The 18,725-nt window shown below is 35.0% G+C and carries 17 protein-coding genes and 1 pseudogene; 7 read left to right on the forward strand and 11 right to left on the reverse strand.

The window, feature by feature from the left end; translation table 11 throughout:
• Positions 1–45 precede the first annotated feature (45 nt).
• Positions 46–1,680 carry a putative polysaccharide biosynthesis protein gene (locus PLX19_RS20225; protein ID WP_272190610.1) on the forward strand — a complete coding sequence of 545 codons (1,635 nt, stop codon included), beginning with the start codon at positions 46–48 and terminating at the stop codon, positions 1,678–1,680.
• Between the two features lie 71 nt (positions 1,681–1,751).
• On the opposite strand, the gene PLX19_RS20230 is transcribed toward PLX19_RS20225, so the two are convergent.
• Positions 1,752–2,960 (reverse strand): MFS transporter, encoded by a 1,209-nt coding sequence (locus PLX19_RS20230; protein WP_272190611.1) that lies wholly within the window; start codon positions 2,958–2,960, stop codon positions 1,752–1,754.
• A gap of 259 nt (positions 2,961–3,219) precedes the next feature.
• Here PLX19_RS20230 and PLX19_RS20235 point away from each other — a divergent pair, with 259 nt between their 5' ends.
• Positions 3,220–3,783, forward strand: a complete 564-nt coding sequence (locus PLX19_RS20235) for a GNAT family N-acetyltransferase (protein ID WP_272190612.1) — start codon at positions 3,220–3,222, stop codon at positions 3,781–3,783.
• 52 nt (positions 3,784–3,835) lie between these two features.
• Here PLX19_RS20235 and hflX read toward each other — a convergent pair whose 3' ends face one another.
• On the reverse strand, positions 3,836–5,098 hold the full coding sequence (gene hflX / locus PLX19_RS20240) for a GTPase HflX (RefSeq protein ID WP_272190613.1): 1,263 nt from the start codon (positions 5,096–5,098) through the stop codon (positions 3,836–3,838).
• An 858-nt stretch (positions 5,099–5,956) separates the two neighbouring features.
• Here hflX and PLX19_RS20245 point away from each other — a divergent pair.
• On the forward strand, positions 5,957–6,112 hold the full coding sequence (locus PLX19_RS20245) for a hypothetical protein (protein ID WP_272190614.1): 156 nt from the start codon (positions 5,957–5,959) through the stop codon (positions 6,110–6,112).
• Between the two features lie 291 nt (positions 6,113–6,403).
• On the opposite strand, the gene PLX19_RS20250 is transcribed toward PLX19_RS20245, so the two are convergent.
• From PLX19_RS20250 to PLX19_RS20260, 3 genes are all read right to left on the reverse strand, one after another.
• The gene (locus PLX19_RS20250; protein ID WP_272190616.1) at positions 6,404–7,204 is read right to left on the reverse strand and encodes a polyphosphate kinase 2 family protein; all 801 of its coding nucleotides are present in this window, start codon (positions 7,202–7,204) and stop codon (positions 6,404–6,406) included.
• Positions 7,205–7,453: 249 nt separating this feature from the next.
• Positions 7,454–7,771 carry a DUF5643 domain-containing protein gene (locus tag PLX19_RS20255; protein WP_272190617.1) on the reverse strand — a complete coding sequence of 106 codons (318 nt, stop codon included), beginning with the start codon at positions 7,769–7,771 and terminating at the stop codon, positions 7,454–7,456.
• 15 nt (positions 7,772–7,786) lie between these two features.
• On the reverse strand, positions 7,787–8,401 hold the full coding sequence (locus PLX19_RS20260; RefSeq protein ID WP_272190619.1) for a DUF4179 domain-containing protein: 615 nt from the start codon (positions 8,399–8,401) through the stop codon (positions 7,787–7,789).
• On the opposite strand from PLX19_RS20260, the gene PLX19_RS20265 reads away from it, so the two are divergent.
• Both PLX19_RS20265 and PLX19_RS20270 read left to right on the forward strand, forming a co-directional pair.
• Entirely contained in the window at positions 8,361–8,651 is a 291-nt protein-coding gene (locus tag PLX19_RS20265) for a hypothetical protein (protein ID WP_272190620.1), read from the forward strand. The two genes, PLX19_RS20260 and PLX19_RS20265, sit on opposite strands and share 41 nt — an antisense overlap.
• A gap of 335 nt (positions 8,652–8,986) precedes the next feature.
• The gene (locus PLX19_RS20270; RefSeq protein ID WP_272190630.1) at positions 8,987–10,810 is read left to right on the forward strand and encodes an APC family permease; all 1,824 of its coding nucleotides are present in this window, start codon (positions 8,987–8,989) and stop codon (positions 10,808–10,810) included.
• A 264-nt stretch (positions 10,811–11,074) separates the two neighbouring features.
• Here PLX19_RS20270 and PLX19_RS20275 read toward each other — a convergent pair whose 3' ends face one another.
• The gene (locus PLX19_RS20275) at positions 11,075–11,587 is read right to left on the reverse strand and encodes a protein kinase (RefSeq protein ID WP_272190621.1); all 513 of its coding nucleotides are present in this window, start codon (positions 11,585–11,587) and stop codon (positions 11,075–11,077) included.
• Positions 11,588–11,907: 320 nt separating this feature from the next.
• Here PLX19_RS20275 and PLX19_RS20280 point away from each other — a divergent pair, with 320 nt between their 5' ends.
• The gene (locus PLX19_RS20280) at positions 11,908–12,309 is read left to right on the forward strand and encodes an SMI1/KNR4 family protein (protein WP_272190622.1); all 402 of its coding nucleotides are present in this window, start codon (positions 11,908–11,910) and stop codon (positions 12,307–12,309) included.
• 410 nt (positions 12,310–12,719) lie between these two features.
• Here the strand turns inward: PLX19_RS20280 and PLX19_RS20285 are convergent, their stop codons facing one another.
• Together PLX19_RS20285 and PLX19_RS20290 are read right to left on the reverse strand one after the other, a co-directional pair.
• Positions 12,720–13,994 carry an MFS transporter gene (locus tag PLX19_RS20285; RefSeq protein WP_272190623.1) on the reverse strand — a complete coding sequence of 425 codons (1,275 nt, stop codon included), beginning with the start codon at positions 13,992–13,994 and terminating at the stop codon, positions 12,720–12,722.
• A 429-nt stretch (positions 13,995–14,423) separates the two neighbouring features.
• The gene (locus PLX19_RS20290; protein WP_272190624.1) at positions 14,424–15,002 is read right to left on the reverse strand and encodes a GNAT family N-acetyltransferase; all 579 of its coding nucleotides are present in this window, start codon (positions 15,000–15,002) and stop codon (positions 14,424–14,426) included.
• Positions 15,003–15,500: 498 nt separating this feature from the next.
• Between PLX19_RS20290 and PLX19_RS20295 the strand changes: the two genes are divergently transcribed.
• Positions 15,501–15,974, forward strand: a complete 474-nt coding sequence (locus tag PLX19_RS20295; protein WP_272190625.1) for a hypothetical protein — start codon at positions 15,501–15,503, stop codon at positions 15,972–15,974.
• 264 nt (positions 15,975–16,238) lie between these two features.
• On the opposite strand, the gene PLX19_RS20300 is transcribed toward PLX19_RS20295, so the two are convergent.
• The 3 genes and pseudogenes from PLX19_RS20300 to tnpB all read right to left on the reverse strand — a co-directional run.
• On the reverse strand, positions 16,239–16,751 hold the full coding sequence (locus PLX19_RS20300; protein WP_334313771.1) for a GNAT family N-acetyltransferase: 513 nt from the start codon (positions 16,749–16,751) through the stop codon (positions 16,239–16,241).
• A 334-nt stretch (positions 16,752–17,085) separates the two neighbouring features.
• Positions 17,086–17,853: pseudogene (locus PLX19_RS20305) on the reverse strand (NAD-dependent epimerase/dehydratase family protein); the annotation flags it as partial.
• 77 nt (positions 17,854–17,930) lie between these two features.
• Positions 17,931–18,725: IS200/IS605 family element RNA-guided endonuclease TnpB (tnpB, locus tag PLX19_RS20310; RefSeq protein WP_272190627.1), on the reverse strand; the 795-nt coding region annotated here is incomplete at its 5' end.

Genomic DNA, 18,725 nt, shown 5'->3' on the forward strand with positions numbered 1-18,725 from the left:
GTAGAAAAAGATGATTCTTAAGCAACCAGAGTAGGAGGAAGTATTTTGTCTACTTCAAAAGTATTAAAAGGCACCGCCCTGCTAAGCGGTGCAACAATGATTTCACGTATTTTAGGTTTTATTTATTTCTTCCCATTCCAAGCTTTAGTCGGGAGTCAAGGAGTTGCTTTATATTCTTATGCGTACTCCTGGTATGGGATTTTACTAAGCTTTTCAACGGCAGGTATTCCAATCGCCGTTTCTAAATTCGTTGCCAAATATAACGCTTTAGGAGATTACAGTACAAGTAAAAAGTTATACAACTCAAGTTTAAAAGTAATGATGTTTATGGGATTCCTTGGTTTCTTAATTTTATTTTTCGGCGCACCTTACGTATCGGAATTAATTATCCGTTCTAAAACACCTGAACCTGGATTTGTCGAAGATGTAACATTAACAATGCGCGCGCTAAGCTTTGCACTTATTATCGTGCCAGCAATGAGCGTTACCCGCGGTTATTTCCAAGGTTTTCAATATATGAAACCAAGTGCTGTTTCACAAGTTGTGGAACAAATTGCACGTGTTATTTTTATTTTAGTTGGAAGCTTTATCGTTTCTAAACTATTAGGCGGATCAGTCGCATCTTCTGTAGCAGTTGCAACATTTGGCGCGGTTATTGGAGCAATTGCCAGTGTTTCCATGCTCATTATGTACTGGAAAAAATACAATGGACTTCGCCCACCAGAAGGAGAAAGAAAAACACGCTCTTCTTCATTATCCTTAACAAAGATTTATATGGAACTGCTTCGATATGCGATTCCAATTGTCTTTGTAGGTATTGCCATTCCACTTTATACATTAGTGGATCAATATACAGTTGCTGATGCACTGCGAGCAATAGGCACACCGCTTGATAAAGCAAACGCTGTGTTCGCTTACATTACAAACTATGCTCAGAAGTTGATTATGATACCAGCATCACTAGCAACAGGGTTTTCACTTTCAATCATCCCGGCAATTACACAGTCATTTACGGGTGGCAAATTAGATGAGCTGCAAAACCAAATTGAAAAGATTTTCACAGTCTTATTATTTTTCACGATTCCAGCATCATTTGGACTTGCGAGCATCGCGTACGATGCATTTCGCATGGTATATTTCGATCACAATACAGCATTAGATGGGTCACAATATTTAATCTCATATGCACCATCTGCTGTTATGAGTGCGATTTTCACCGTATCAGCTGCTATTTTACAAGGCATTGATTATCAGCGTAAAACAATGATTGCTTTCACTGCTGGTATTCTTGTAAAAGTTGTTGTCAACACACCACTTCTATACCTACTCGGTGGACACGGCGCTGTATTAGGAACTATACTTGGTTACCTCGTTTCTGATGTAATCATGTTATACTGCATTGTAAAATATACAAAGTTTAACATCGTAAAAACTGGTAAAACGATATTACTTATTACTATTTACTCGGCTGCAATGTCTGCTGTAGTAGTTGGCGCAAAAGTGTTATTAAAATGGTTAATTCCTGGACAATCATATATAGAGTCGTTATTAATTGTGGTCGTGTGCGGTGCTCTTGGCGGAATTGTTTACTTCGCTTTTGTATTTACAAGTGGACTCGCTTCTGACATTCTCGGTGATCGTATCAATCGACTGCCACTGTTGAAGAAATTAAAACGATAAAAATTAAAGAGGTGTAACTGGAAATATAAGTTACACCTCTTTGTATTAATATGAAATAAATCTTTTCATGTTTACATCTTCTTACGGTCATTTGGCAATAACCATGATGATAACCCAATTAACGGTAACATGCTGCATAGTATCATAATAAAGTTAAGACTGTATATATCTGCTAATTTTCCGAGTATAACTGCTCCTAACGCACCTAGTCCAAATGCAAGCCCAACAATTAATCCAGATACCATACCAACCTTTCCTGGAACAAGCTCCTGTGCATACACAACAATCACACTAAAGCTACTAGAACTAATAAACCCTATGCAAAGAAACAATGGAACAACCCAAACTAGTGAAACGTGCGGCAATAACAGCGCTAAAGGTGCTGAACCAAGCATGGAAAAAACAATAATATTTCGCTTTCCAAACCGATCTGCTAACGGCCCACCAAAGAACGTTCCAAGTACGCCAGCAATCATGAAAGCAAATACGTAAAACTGTGCATTTTTAATAGATAATCCATAATGCTCGATTAAATAAAATTGATAAAAATTTCCAATCCCTGCTCCATACCATGAGCGAACAAACGTTAAAAATACAAGTAAAACAATAACAAACTTAATTCGGCTACTTATTACTAAACTGTCAGCTTCTAGCGCAGCACGCTTCTTCCTTCTTACAGCCCCGCTCACTAACTCTCCTTTATACCACGTTGAAACAAAGTATAGTAAAATAACTCCAACCATCGCAAAGCCTGTAAACCATACTGCACCAATTTGTCCAAGTGGAACAAATACAAGTGCCGTAAAAATTGGCGCAAGCGAGTTCCCTGTATTTCCCCCTACTTGATAAATGGATTGTGCTAAACCACGCTTTGCTCCTGCTGCCATATAAGCAACACGTGCGCCTTCTGGATGAAAGACTGCGGATCCAAGTCCAATAAATAAAACAGATAAGATAACAATAAAAAAGTTCGGTGCAAACGCAAGTCCAATCATCCCAAGCATGCTTGAAAACATTCCTAGCGGCAGCAAAAACGGGGAAGGCTTCTTATCTGAATACATCCCAAACACCGGTTGCATAATAGATGATGTCATATTGAGAGCAAAGGCAATCCATCCCACCTGCATATAGGATAAATTCATCGACTTTTCTAAAATAGGAAACAACGCCGGTACAACCGCCTGCATCGAATCGTTAAGAAAGTGCCCTAAACTAATCGCAAATAAAATACGGTAAAGCGTTGGTGTATTCATCGCATTCGGCTTTGCTATTGTCTGCATGCTACACGCTCCTCTCCTCTTGTGCTGAAAACAACCTCTGCATATGTTTCACACACTTTTATTTTTCTGACTTTTTAAACAAAACCTATTCTATACCTCTTCTTCCTTTTTTTCCACTTCTGTGCTTACTACATTGCGAAATGAACGTAACTCCTAAAACCTAGTAAAACTTCATTTTCATTAAAATTCAGAAAAAACATTTACCATATACATCCATTCGTGTATCATAATATAAAATAACAAATAAGGAGCGTTTCTTATGAATCCACTGCTATTAGATTTCCCCTCTGAGTTCTATACGGAAAGACTTCTCATAAGGATTCCAAGACCCGGAGATGGAAAAGAAGTATATAACGCTATCAATGAATCTATAGAAGAATTAAAACCTTGGATGCCTTTTGCTCAAAAAGAACAAACAGAACAAGAAGTAGAAACAAATATTAGAGATTCTCACGTAAAATTTTTGGCACGTGAAGATTTACGATTACTCATTTTCCTTAAAGACACAGGAGAGTTTGTTGCCTCTTCAGGGTTACACCGCATTAACTGGGATATTCCGAAATTTGAAATTGGTTATTGGATTCACTCCCGTTTTAGCGGAAAAGGCTACATGACAGAAGCTGTTACCGGAATTGTAGATTTTGCTTTTCATGAATTACGAGCAAATCGAATAGAAATTCGCTGTGACTCAAGAAATGTCAAAAGCCGTGCCATACCAGAAAGGTTAGGTTTTAAATTAGAAGGTATCTTAGAGAATAATAGTGTATCAATAGATGGGACTGAATTAAGAGATACATGTATATATGCAACGAAAAGATCATGAAAAGAAGAGCTACTTTCCAGCAGCTCCTCTTTTCCTATTTCATGTGAATTTTTTAGCGTATTGCATACCTTTTATACTTTTCGAAATCACTCATTTTACATTCCACGGTAATCTTCGTACCTTCATTTTCATAGTCTGTCGATAAAACGTTAGCATGCTCGTTAAAATAAGAAATTAGGTGTCCTTGATCATAAGGAATTAACATTTCACACTTTGTATAATCTTTATAAATTTGTGTGCGAATCATATGCACAAGCTCATCAATACCTACTTTTTGTTTCGCAGACAAATATACCCGATCATCTTGTACTTTTGGAATTTCAATATCAATAACGTCTGCTTTATTATAAGCATAAATTGCCTGGATATTTTCCACACCGATTTGTTTTAACGTTTGATTTGTAATATCAATAAGATGCTCGTAGTTTGGATTTGCATAATCAACAACGTGAACCAATAAATCAGCCTCCGCTACTTCTTCTAACGTCGAACGGAACGCTTTTACAAGATGATGCGGCAATTTACTAACGAATCCAACGGTATCTGTTAATAAAAATGATTTGTTATCTGGCAATTGAATATTTCGCACAGCTGTTTCAAGCGTCGCAAACAACATATCTTTTTCAAATACTTGCTTCTCTGCAGATCCGTTAAATATTTCAAGCATTGCATTCATCGTTGTTGATTTCCCGGCATTTGTATACCCTACTAATGCAACAACAGGCACTTCATTTTTCTTACGCTGTTTACGCTGCGTTTGACGCTGTGCAACGAGTGCTTCTAACTCTTTATTTAACGCGGCAATTTGCTCTTCAATCTTACGGCGATCAAGCTCTAATTTCTTTTCTCCTACACCTTTGTTTTTCGTACCAACGCCACCGCTTTGTCTTCCTAACGATTCACGAAGGCCAATTAAACGAGGCATCATATATTGCAAATGCGCTACCTCAACCTGTAATTGTGCTTCTTTCGTTTTAGCACGCTGCGCAAAAATATCTAAAATTAAAATCGTACGATCAATCACTTTACAATCTAAATCTGCTTCTAAATTTCGAATTTGTGAAGGCGATAACTCATCATTGAAAATAACCAAATTCGCTTCTGCTTCTTTCACAAACGCTGACACTTCTTCAATCTTACCCGTTCCAATATAATGGGATGGATTTACACGATGTAAATTTTGTGTTACTTTTCCTACTACCTCTACATCGCACGCTTCTGCTAAGTTCGCTAACTCCTCCATTGAATATTCGAAATCACTTTCACTATTTAAATTCACTCCGACTAATATCGCTTTTTGTACTAATTGTTCCATATATTTATTCCTCCATTTCGATTACGCGCAAACTAAAAAACACAAGCTGCTGCCTGTGTTTTTCATAAACGGATGAGAGCACAACAAATAAACATAAAAAGCATCGCTTCTCACTTGTTCAATGGTCGTCAAATCCAGCATCATACAACATAAAAATGTTTGTATACATGCATCGCATCATTCTGTTTTAAAGGTAAAACAAAAAAGAGGGTGTATTCGTCCTCCCCTCTTTTCACATATAAGTTCAATAGGGTTCCTTTAAAGAGACAGACCAATCCCGTTTACTCTGTACACAGACAGAGCCTTTGAGCGCTATTCAATTATTGGCACAAAGTATTGAGACGTAATCTGATTAAGATCAAAGGAGACCCCTCCGTTCATTAAAAGTTACATAAATTTTAGCATAGTTATGTAGCTGACACAAGATTGAATTCCATTTCCTAACATAAAGAAAATCGCCCTTTTTCTAGTTTATTCATCATTTTTGCAACTTCCCCTCATTTGTCCTATCCAATTTTTACAGCAATAATATGAACGACCATTTGAATTCATACACTTTAAATAAATTAAAAAACTAAAGTTATTAATAATCTGATAAAATTTGTATAAAATAGCAATCTCTCTTAATACAAGAAAATATGGTTTTCTCAAAAGAACATACTAATTATCAATGGTCCACAAAAATCAAACACAATTACTAATGATTCCAAAAATAATCAGTAATTTCGAAAGTATATCATGTTTTTCTTGGAAGCATTAGAGTAACATTGTTTCTTTCACTCACAATCATAAAAAACAAAATGATATCTACTACGCTCTACCTTGATAAATCCCAAATTATGTTACAGAGGAATTTGTTTGAAATATAACAGACTAGGAAAATCAGGTTTAAAGATTAGTGAAATTAGTTTAGGTAGTTACTTAACATTTGCAAAAAATGGGACAGAAAAAGATGCTTATAAACAAATCCCTAAAGAAGCTCTAATAGAAATTGAGCATGTACTATTAAAATGAGAAAGCTTGCAGATTGTTTAGGTTCTACTTTTAAAATTTACGTTTACTAAAGTGCACACCTTAAAGAATTATCTAGTGTTATATTCATTGATTATTTTTTCAGCAATACCGCTAAACTAAGTGTACAAAAGAATGAACTTACTTCATATCTACTAAAGATTAAGCCATAATTATTTCACAACAACCATTCCTAAAATATAAAGGACGGTCCCATAAAAGTAAGACCGCCCTTTATATTACTATATTTTTTCTTCCACTATTCCCTACATACATATTCTTATCTTTAACAACTTACATTTTCATTTGTTCATCTTCCTCTTGCTTTTCTTCTTTCATTTCATGATAGTATGATGGTAGTTCTATATCGTGTTCTAAGAAATAATCTTCAATTAATGAAATGATCACTTTCAATGTTTTCACACGTGCATACAACTTATCATTACCAGGTATAATATGCCACTTTGCATTTGGTTTGTCTGTTTTTTCAAACATATCTTCCATAGCCTCGACATATTCATTCCACTTTTCACGATTGCGCCAATCTTCATCTGTGATTTTCCATTTCTTAAGAGGATTTTGTTCTCGTTCTTTAAATCGAGCTAACTGTTCATCCTTACTAATATGATAGAAGAACTTTGCTACTATGTAACGATCATCTGTTAATAGTTTTTCAAAATCATTGATTTCACCGTATGCCCTAGTCCACTCTTCCTTTGTAGCAAAACCCTCTACACGTTCAACCAATACACGACCGTACCATGAGCGATCGAAAATTGTGATTTGACCATATTGCGGGATTTTTCGCCAAAATCGCTGCATATAATGATAGCGTTTTTCATGGGGAGCAGGTGCACCAATAGGATTTACTTGCAGGCCGCGCGGATCAAGATGCTCGGTAATTCGTTTAATTGCACCGCCTTTTCCAGCAGCATCCCAGCCTTCCATAGCCAAAATAACAGCTATTTTTTCATTACGTAAAATCTGCTGCAATGCCAGTAAACGCATTTGATATTTTTCCAGCTTCTTATTATATATTTTTTTTGATTCTATTCTTTCCGTTAAATCTATTTTTGCAAGACGATCTTTTTTCACAATAAAATCCTCCTTTTCAAACAATTAACACTATTTTAACATAATTTTCAGTATTTTGCGTATACATATATCGAATAACAACACGCATTACATATGCTTTAATTATTTACAGCATCTATAAAGAACTTTATTATGTAAAGCATTGTTTTCCTTATGGCTTCAGGTATTCCACCATCACTCTTAATAATTTTGTTACTAGCATACAAAGGATTGTCCTACTTCAAGAAAACAGTCCTTTCGTTTACTATGTTATTTTTCCAATTCCACAACGATATCTTTTAATACAATATTTTCTTCTTGGCTACCGATTTTCTTTAGTATATTAAATTTACTTTCTCCAGTCCCTCCTACTTCTCCATAATTATCAGCATTGTGATTACTTAACATAATATAAGGAGTTATAATAAGTTTTGTTGCATTCTGATTGATTTTTTGAAATGTTTTACTCCCATTCAAAGTATAAGAACTTTCATCACGTATACTCCCGTTTCCTTCCCCGGCATAACGATTCCCTAAATCATCTTTAATTCTCAAATCAACATATACTTCATCCCATCTATTTTTCATATACTCGGAAACTTCTTATTTATACGAAACGATAAATGACATCGGTGATATGGATAGCTTCTCAATAGATACCTTTACTCCATCTTGTTCTACACTACTATGAATTAGTTTTTCTTTACTTTTCATTGCACTTAAAGTGAAGTCAAAGTTCCAATTCCCTTTTATTTCTTTTTGTGTATTTGAATTTGTAATACTATCTATTGTCCATTGCATATTTACACTATCTTCTGTAGTACCTTCCAAATTACTAGCAGTTATTAAACCTACATACTTATGTTCATCTACTTTTTTAATCCCATTACTTCCCGATATGCCTCCAGCCCCTTTTATTTTTAGAAAATCCAAAGTAAATGGATTGTCACCTAAATCTTGATCACTTTCAATAGAGTACGTTAAAGATACTTTCTGTCCATCATAAATCGCATTATGTATAGTGAATTTAATTCCGTTACTCTCCTGAGTAAGATTAAGTTCATTCGAGTACTTCTTATACTCATGATAAAGTCCTGGTCCTTCCTCTTTCGTTATTTTAACTTCGTTATGAAGTACAACTCTTTCGTTATCAAAAAATCTAAAAATATCTCTTATAATGGGAATACTTACCGCAGAAGCAGGAAACGTTAATCCCAATGGCAAAGTAATTGATGACCATATTTACGAGTTTGATATGGGAAGCGGCTTTATTGCTTTTCGTAGAAATATCAAATTTTATCCATGTAAAGAAATAGACATTCATCCTCTTATTGATCAACTATCTTTTATTCAAGATAAGAAAAAGTGGGGATATCCATTTAGATATGGACATCTCAAAATAAACAAAGAAGATTTTACGTTAATAGCACGAGAAATGGGTATCGAAACCTTTGAATTCCCTACTTGATAAGAATTTAAAAGAAACAAGTCTTCAACATATCGAAGGCTTGTTCCTTAATCAAACAGATATTCATTTTCACATATAGCAAGTATTACGTAAGAAATTGAATATAAGTTGCAGCCTCATACTTTATTTTACAATTTTAAACCCCAGATTTAGTCAATCCCTTTCATTTTCTCTCTTCTCTATATCCATTTTTTTATAGAGTAAAAAGGTTATTCTGTCACTATTTTGTCAATTTACTATTAAAAAAGAATGAATTCATAATAAAAATATCTATTCACCCACTGCCAATTGTGATATTCTGTTCATTGGAAAATTTACAAATTGGTGGTGCATCCATGTTTTCAGCGTTCAAAAGGTTTTTAATTGGTAGACCTCTTAAATCAAATGCATTAGGTGAACAAAAATTAAATAAGTTAAAGGCATTAGCCATTCTTTCATCTGATGCTCTTTCTTCTGTTGCTTATGGAACAGAACAAATTTTAATTGTTCTTGCAACAATTGGATCGGTCGCTTTTTGGTATTCTATTCCAATCGCAATCGGCGTTCTCGTTTTGTTAACGGCACTTATTTTATCGTACAGACAGATCATTTATGCCTATCCACACGGCGGAGGAGCTTACGTTGTTTCCAAAACAAATATAGGTATAAATGCGGGTCTTATTGCCGGGGGATCCTTACTGGTAGATTATATTCTTACCGTAGCTGTAAGTGTATCCGCAGGGACAGATGCAATTACATCCGCATTTCCAGCTTTACATCAGTACACTGTAATAATCGCTGTAATACTTGTTATTTTTATTACCATTCTGAATCTTAGAGGTGTAACAGAATCAGCTTCTGTTCTAGCTTATCCTGTCTATCTCTTCGTATTAGCACTTATCGTATTAATTACTGTTGGAGTCTTTAAAATTGCCACTGGACAAGCGCCGGCATCTTTACATACCCCAATTGGTACGGTAGCACCAGGAATTACATTATTCTTTTTATTAAAAGCATTCTCATCTGGATGTTCTGCATTAACAGGGGTAGAAGCGATTTCAAATGCAATTCCTAACTTTAAGGCACCAGCTGCTAAAAATGCAGCGACTACTTTAGTGATGATGGGAGCAATTCTTGCAGTCTTATTTACTGGTATCACCGTTTTGGCATATTGGTACGGTATTGCTCCAAAACACAATGAAACTGTTGTCTCCCAAATTGCTTCGGATATATTCGGAAGAAATTATGTGTATTATTTTATCCAAGGAACAACTGCACTTATTTTAGTATTAGCTGCTAATACGGGATTCTCCGCATTCCCATTGTTAGCTTTCAACCTAGCATCAGATAAATATATGCCTCGTATGTTTTTAATGCGCGGTGATCGATTAGGCTATTCAAATGGAATTATGACTTTGGGAATCGCTTCTATCATTTTAATTATTGCGTTTCAAGGAAAAACAGAACAATTAATCCCGCTGTACGCAGTTGGTGTGTTCCTTCCTTTCACCTTGTCACAAACGGGAATGATTATAAAATGGTTGCGTGAAAAACCAGCAGGTTGGTTGCCTAAATTACTAACAAATTTAGTAGGTGCACTTATTTCATTATCGGTTTTACTTATTTTCTTTATCACAAAGTTTACACAAGTATGGTCTGTTGTTATATTCCTACCAATTATTGTGTATATCTTTCATTGTATCCATAAACATTACGATTCAGTTGGAGAACAATTACGTATCGATCCAAATGAAATTCCTCACAAAATCGAAGAAAACATTGTCATCGTACCTGTTGCAGGAATTACAAAGGTAGTTGAACAATCCATTAATTACGCTGAGGCCATTGGTGATACTGTCATCGCTGTATACGTAGCCTTCGATAAAGAAAGTGAAATAAAAATGCAGCAAAAATGGAAAGAATGGAAGCCGAATGTTCGTCTTATTACAGTCGTTTCTTCTTATAGAAGCATAATGAGACCTATTACAAAATTAATAGCTATCATCCAAGATAAAGCAGTAGAAAATCATCATTCAGTTACTGTTCTCATTCCACAGTTTATAACAAAGAAAAGTTGGCATAACTTTTTACACAACCAATCAAGTGTTTTATTAAGGATATACCTTTTATATAAAAAGAATGTTATTGTTTCAACTGTTCCGTATCGATTTAAAAAATAGAACAATAGAAACTATTAAAAGTTTCTATTGTTCTATAAAGAAGCGACCCCTAACTATAAATAAGTTAGGGGTCGTGTTTTTGTTTATTTAATTCTTCTATTTCTCCGCCCGTGTTTACACCTTATATGGAGCAGGAGTAGTGTTCTAAGTAAAATCAATGAGTAAGCGTTGTGAGTTTTTCTTATTTCTTAGTTTTCACATCACATTGTTAACATGATTACGGACAAACCTTCTTGTTACCAAATAATTTTTCTTCAATTCTTTCTATCTAACCCACTTATTTTTCATTACTTTGAAATACAGCTTTTCAAATTCCCTAAAATACTTACTGTAAACGCCTAACGTCTCAATATATGTATTAATAACTTCGCTTAAATCAAAATGAACACCATCTTTAGCTAAGTCATAGCTATCATCCAGACTATATAAATCAAAATATTCATCTTCCCAATGCAATCCCCTGTTAACTAAAAGTCTGGTGGTGCATTTAGTTGATTCTTCAATCGTCAGTTCATTTTCTTTTAGTTTTTCATGAATGACGGAAAGAGTTAATTTAACAGTGTATTCTTCAGCAACTGTGCTACTAAACTCAAATAACTTCCCTTCAATATCATCTATCTTTGCTTTAGACATTAAGGATATCTCAATTATTTCATATGGCGGACTATCACTTGCCTCAATCAATTTATCACACCATTGAATTACTTCAGCTTTACTCCACAATCCACAGCAAAGCCCTAAGCCATAAATACGGGTTAATTTTCGAACTAACTCCAAAGCTTCTCACCTTCAATTCTTCATACGCATCTTTATTTAATTTTAACTCTAAAATATGATAAGTTCATTAAGAATTACAGATTTTAGAGAATCAGAACAACACGTCAATGTTGCTATAAGAAAAAATGAAGTATATAGTAAATTTAAATAGTCCTATTGTATGTGCCAATAATAGTAAGCCTGTATTTCTAGAATTAATATATATAGGTAACTACAAAAATCACATAATATTTGTGGTTTATAAGAAAAAAATTAAAGTCAGCGAATGCATGTAGAAATATAATATGGGATTTTCAAAAAATTATTTGGAGTGTTGAGATGTGGTATACAAAGAGATCCTAAAAAAAATCCATGATACACCTACTGATTATAAATTTGATAAATTAATTGATTCCGTTATTGATGAAGACTCAATGTTGGATGGTATTCCCCAAGATTATATTGACTTCTTAAAAGAAGTTGGATATGGATCTGTTTCTGATGGATATTTTATGTTTTATGGAGGACTAATCGAAGCTGATGAAATATATGATGCAGATGACAACCCAGAAATAAAAGACATTTTATTATTTGGTGATAACTTTTCTGGTGATGCAATAGGCTTTCAAACTACAAATAACTGGTCAATTGTTGAAATCTGGCATGAGGACTTATCAATTGTACCAAGAGACGAAAAAAGTTTTAGAGAATTAGCTGAAAAAATATTTTTGAGAGAATTATAGATCCGTTTAATGATCACTTTATTTAAAACAGAAAAAGCATTCCACTAATAACTTTGTGAGATGCTTTTTTAATTAACCCAATTTATTCTCTGCCTCTTCTCTCTTTTTATGTCCAACTACAAAGCAAAGACAATTCTTCTATTTAATGCGAAAGAATAACTTTATAATTTTTATATTTTAATCACATGAAATTATAGTGATAGCGGAGATGTATCTACACAAGAAAGCCACACTGATTTATCATTATCAAAAATAAATAAAGGCAATGTGATATCACCGTTTCAGAATCCAAACATGAAACTAGATGGTATCAAAAGGATCTCCTTTTTAATTTCTTTAGTAAATATCTATCCATCTTTTTCTCTATTAGTGCAATTCCATCTACAAAACTTTCTGGCCCTCTACTCTATTTAATGCTCTCTATCATTTCTAGACCATATCACAACAGGAATAAGCAATAAAGCTAAAGCTCCTCCAGCTAATGATAATGCTGCATAACTTGAATTAGCTACCACCATGCCGGACATCGCTCCACCAGAAGCCCCTGCCAATGCAATAAAAACGTCCACTTTTCCTTGCGTCTTTGCACGTGTTACAGGTTCTGTTGAATCAACAATTTGAGCCGTTCCACTTATTAAACCGAGATTCCATCCTAATCCTAGTAAAGAAAGGGCAACAACCAGAAGTATTAAAGAATCGCTCGGGGCAATAGCAGCTAACACCCCAGCACTAAGTAGTATAACTCCGGAAGCAATGCTCATTGCCATTCGACCAATCTTATCAACAAGGATTCCTGTAACGAGTGATGGAAGGTACATTGCGCCTACATGAAACCCAATGACAAGACCCACTTCACTTAAGCCATGACCGTGGTGTTTCATATGTAAAGGAGTCATCGTCATAATAGCAACCATGACAACTTGCGTAAGTATCATAACGATTGCCCCAACTGTAATGCCTCTTTTATTTGTTATTAATTTTTTAGCTATCGAATGCTCTTTATATATATGCTTCTGTTTATATGTTTCTATCATGTTTGCTACAAGTAATGGATCTGGACGAAGCATAACGAAAAGTACGAGACCCGCTAAAAGAAATGCAGCTGCTGATAATATGAAAGGACCAGCAAGTTCAGGAATACCAATAGAACGAGCAAAACTCCCCATTACACCTACTAAGTTTGGTCCCGCTACCGCACCAAAGGTCGTCATAACCATTGTAATACTAATAGCAGTTGCCCTTTGCTTCTCATTTGCTAAGTCTGTACCGGCATAACGAGCTTGTAAATTTGTGGCTGTACCTGCACCATAAATCAGCAGGGAAGCAAGTAAGAGAATAATACTATTTGTTAAAGCGGAAATTACCACTCCAATAGCCCCAAGCCCTCCTACCATAAATCCTGTCGCGAGCCCTATTCGACGCCCATAACGTTGCGAAAGCCTTCCTACTATGAAAGCGGCTCCTGCCGATCCCATTGTAAATATAGCAGCTGGCAACCCTGCGAATGCATCTGTCCCAAGCATTTGCTGTGCGAGAAGTGCGCCTACCGTAATTCCAGCAGCTAACCCCGCACCACCAAACATTTGTGAAATACTCACGATTACTAACGTCCGTTTATATAACTTTTGTTGTTCTTCTACTGTATACATATGATTCATTATTGAATCATCAGCTTTATCTAGCATTCCCTCACCTTCCCTATAAAAAATCTCCCCTTTTTTAAATGTACTATGATTACTGTTTCATATTCAATAGCATTTCCATTCGTTCTTTTTGTTCTAAAAGAGAAAAACAAAAAACTGCCCAAATCATACGTATAATATATTATAATTTCAATATAATAATATTTAATTTTAATAATAATTTTATTATTTATTTTCATCTTAATTTTCTGTACTATTTCAATCATTTCATCAGGACTTATTCTTGTCCCTTAATATCAATACGGACTGTTTGTTTTATTCCTTCAATTAGAAAAGGCGCAAATCGCAACTCTTTTCATTATGTTTCTTCTTATTTCATTACATAACATATACCAAACAGAACTCCTACTAAAAATAATATGTCGTTTCCACAACTTAAAACCGTAACTTTCACGATTCTATCTAAATTATTTAGTAATTTTTCTGAAGTAAGAGCTGCAAATTCTCTTTAATAGTAAGCCATTCCTTAGAAATAACACTATAAACACAGGCATCTCTTGTTTGTCCTGTATATAAAGTTCTTTCATTTCGTAAGACGCCCTCCTTTATAGCTCCTAAACGCTCAATGGCTTTCTGTGCCCACTTATTTTGAAGGTCTGTCTTAATTTGAACTCGAACCATCTGTAATGTTTCAAAGGCATGCCTTAATAATAAATATTTACACTCTGTATTAATACTTGTTCTTTGAACACTAGGAGCATAGAATGTATAGCCTAACTCCAATGTTTTATAATCAGCAGATATATCGTATAGGCGAGTGCTACCAACGATACTGTTAGTAAACTGGTCTACAACAACAAACGGAAGTACAGTGCCTTCTTTATAACTTTCTAAAGCTTCTTTCACCATCTCTTCCATATCATGTTGGCTTCTCATTTGTCTTGGCATATACGACCAAAGAGAAGGTGTCTCCTCAATAATTTTATATAATTGTTCGGCATGTTCTAATTGCATGAGCTGAAGTTTTACCCGATTTAGAGTAAGTTCCATACTAGACTCCCCTTTTCTTACATGTTTAGTCTATATCCTTATTCATTATGTACTCTGTTTGTACTTCATTGACAGCTTGCTTAAATGTAGTCTTGTTTTTTAAACTTCTAACAATCTAATTAAATATTCATCTGCTACAACCTACTCTATCAACTGGATATACAACGGTTGTTTACCATTTGGTTGAAAGTCTTTAAATATTTGAATGAGCACCCTTTAAATATTGCCTTAAAAAAGAAAAGAGAAAAAGAGCCACGCGGCGGGCTTTTATACCTGCCTGTGGTTCCATATTATGTTATGAGATGAAAATTCCACTTTTATAGTGTATGTCTATCTTATACAAGAAAACATTACAGACTCCTCTCTTTTCACATAATCAGTGCTATCGGGAGCAGATATTGTCTAATCCGTATTTTAACAATAATCATTTGATACATATTACCTTTTATTTAAAGAAATAGTAAATAAGATAAAATCCTATATTTTGGAGGTTGGAATATGCGAAAGATAACAGTTGTTCTTTTTTATATGGTATGTTTTATATTCAGTAGCAATATATTAACGGAAGCTTCCTCGTTTAGTAATCTTCCTATATCAAAGTCCTCTAAACATTGGCATTTGAAAATTGATAAAGCTGACGATGATCCAAGGCTTTCAAAACCAAAACCAGGCGTAGTAAATACATATAGTCTAGATGTGAAGAACCTAGGAAAAGATGTTTATAATTTAGATGTGGATATATACAGTAACTTTAACGATTCCAAGACTTTGCGGGGAAATATGGACGCGCTTGAGACTGAGAAAGCAGTCACCACTAATGAGTGTCATTTCCCTAATTTTCCTTTGTCAGTAACAGCCAAAGGTATTACGGTTATTGTTACATGGCAAGAGGAGCTACCAAAGACGTTAGAGAATGGTCAAAAAATACATGCAAGAAAATATAAAGAAATATTTGTGTTCGATCAAAAATAAATGATAAAAAGCTCTCTTTAAAATTAGAGAGCTTTTATCATTTATTCAAATATGAATATCATATATGTAAAATTGATATAACGAGTGTTATCGTAAGTTAAAAAACGAATCATTTCTTATCCACCTAATGACAATAAGAAATGCAATTTGTACTAAGCACCAAAAGTTAAACCTTTTTCGAAATGATTCCTCACTCTGGTTTTTCCTTTCGTTATTATCCAGTTTCAATACGACTTCAAATATAATTTTTGAAAACTTACTCAATCATAGTTCTATCCAGTAACGCTGAACAATTTCGCCAGTATCAGGGGAAATTACTTCATTTTCTAAGATACCTCCAACTTTTTGAATGGTTTTGGCAGAGCCGATATTTGCTTTGTCACAAGTTATCAACACTTTCTCCAATCCTAATTTTTTTGCTTCAAATAAAGAAAGCCGAAGTTGCTCAGCGGCGTAACCCTTTCGACGTTCGTTAGGGTGCACGCTATAACCGATATGTCCGCTCTCCATCAGTAATTCTGGCGTTAATCGATGGCGGATATTGATTAATCCGAGTAATTTCCCCTTTTCAATACTCAAAAACTGAGTGGATGGAACTCGATTTGATGGTAAATTTTCTCCTTTTTCTTGAATTTTGACCTTTTCAAGCCATTCATCAATGGAATCAAAGCGTTGTAAGGAACAACTGCCATATGGTTGCTCCCTTGAATTTAGGAATGCCTGCCGATAAGCCATGATTTGTTTGCTATGCTGATGTGTTGGTTTCACTAATTTCATTGTCATCATCTTTCTCCTATATCATTTTTTATTCCAGTTTATAACATTCAGAATAAATTGAATAGAATAAGAGAAGTTTTTTCTTTTTAGTTCCTCAGCACCAAACTTTTTATACAGGTTAATCCATTATATAGCTCGTTCAAGATATTCTTCAATAATACGCAATTTAAATTCAAAATCAAAATAAACACCCCGTCTAAATTTAAAACGGGGCAAGAATATTTTTTGAAATCTAAATTTCATTACACAATCATATCAGATCTTTGGGAATCTTAATTTAGAAGAATCTATTTCCTTGCAAAATCTTTCTCTACTTGATGGGTATATACTCTCATCAAAATTTCTCCTTCTGAAACCAACCCTCTAGTAATTCGGTCTCTCTTTCTCTTGATATACCTGCCTTTCGTTCTGTATCCTGCCTCGATTTCTCCCATAGATACACATCACCAATAGTATCTTCTATAGGTCTAAAAGATAGACCCGCGTTAACAGCTTTTTCTATACTGATGAAAAAACTACCTTTCCACGGTTCTATCTCTCCTTCTAATGGGAAATTTTCAGGAATCCATAAAGGCAACTCCGTCCATGGCTTTACTTTATTCTCAATTATAAATTGTTCTTCTATCCATACAAATTCAGCATCGCTATTTGTTACTGCTTTACAACTATTTAATAATCCTTCTATTGTCAATTCATTATTCGGCCCTGTTACATTAAACTTGCCTACTTTTCTGCTTTCTGCCATATTAAATGCCCAGGTTGCCACATCTTTCACGTCAATCAGTTGAACAGGACGCTTTGAACGCCCTGGCACCATTATTTTTCCACCTTGCGCTACACGCTGAACCCAGTACGGGAGTCGATCTGAATAGTCAAATGGCCCAACAAGAAGCCCTGCTCTTATATGCAAAACACGCCCCGGCCAATGTTTTTCTACTTCTTCTTCACATAAAACTTTAAGTGCTCCATAATACTCGTAAGAAGAGATTTTCCCATCCTCAACCGCTTTCAACTTATCGCTAGGCGGCATATGCTGTAAATGATAACCTTCCTTAATATGAAGTGGAATCCAATCTTTGTAAGTGGAGATACTTGATTTGAACTACCCGCCACTTAACGTCCTTACGGACTGTTTGAAGTGTGGGATTCCTACGAACACCAAAGTATCCTTTGATTATCTTAGTAGGCTAACCCCGTAGTTCCTACGGTTAGAAGTCTTACGGCTTCGTTTTTAAGGTTTTGTCCTGCGTTAATATCTCTGTCATGATGCGTGCCACAAGAAGGGCAAGCCCATTCACGAAGATTTAGATTCTTAACGTCTTTGTTGTGGTAACCACAACAAGAACAAAGCTGACTGGAAGCGAATGTTTTAGACACAGCAATGACTTGTTTGCCGTACCATTTGGCTTTGTATTCGAGCATAGTTCTAAATTGCGACCAAGATACTTCACTTATTGCTTTCGCCAATTTATGATTTTTCAGCATATTTGACACCTGCAAATCTTCAATACCAATGATGTCGTGGTTTTTGACAATTTCGGTAGAAATTTTTTGCAAGTAGTCTGCTCTTGCGTTGGTGATTCGTTCGTGAATGCGAGCGACTTTGACACGCTGTTTATTCCAATTTGAAGAGCCTTTTACACGTTTGGAAAGAATCCGCTGCGCATCAGCCAAACTCTTTTCCAATGTACGAAACCACTTAGGATTTCCAAATACTTCACCAGTCGAAAGACTAGCAAAGTCTTTTAATCCAACATCAACACCAACAGCCGAACCTGTTTTTTCTAATCGTTGCACTTCCGTTTCAACAAGAATTGAAACAAAGTATTTCCCGCTTGGATTACGTCTCACGGTAGCGTTTAAAATACGCCCTTCTACTTCTCTTGATTTTGCAAAGCGAACAAAGCCAAGTTTCGGTAATTTTATTTTATTTCCTGCAATCGCAATATTTCCGTTTGTTTGTTTTGTTGTATA

The organism is Bacillus sp. BP-3 (assembly GCF_028401955.1).
Lineage (GTDB): Bacteria > Bacillota > Bacilli > Bacillales > Bacillaceae_G > Bacillus_A.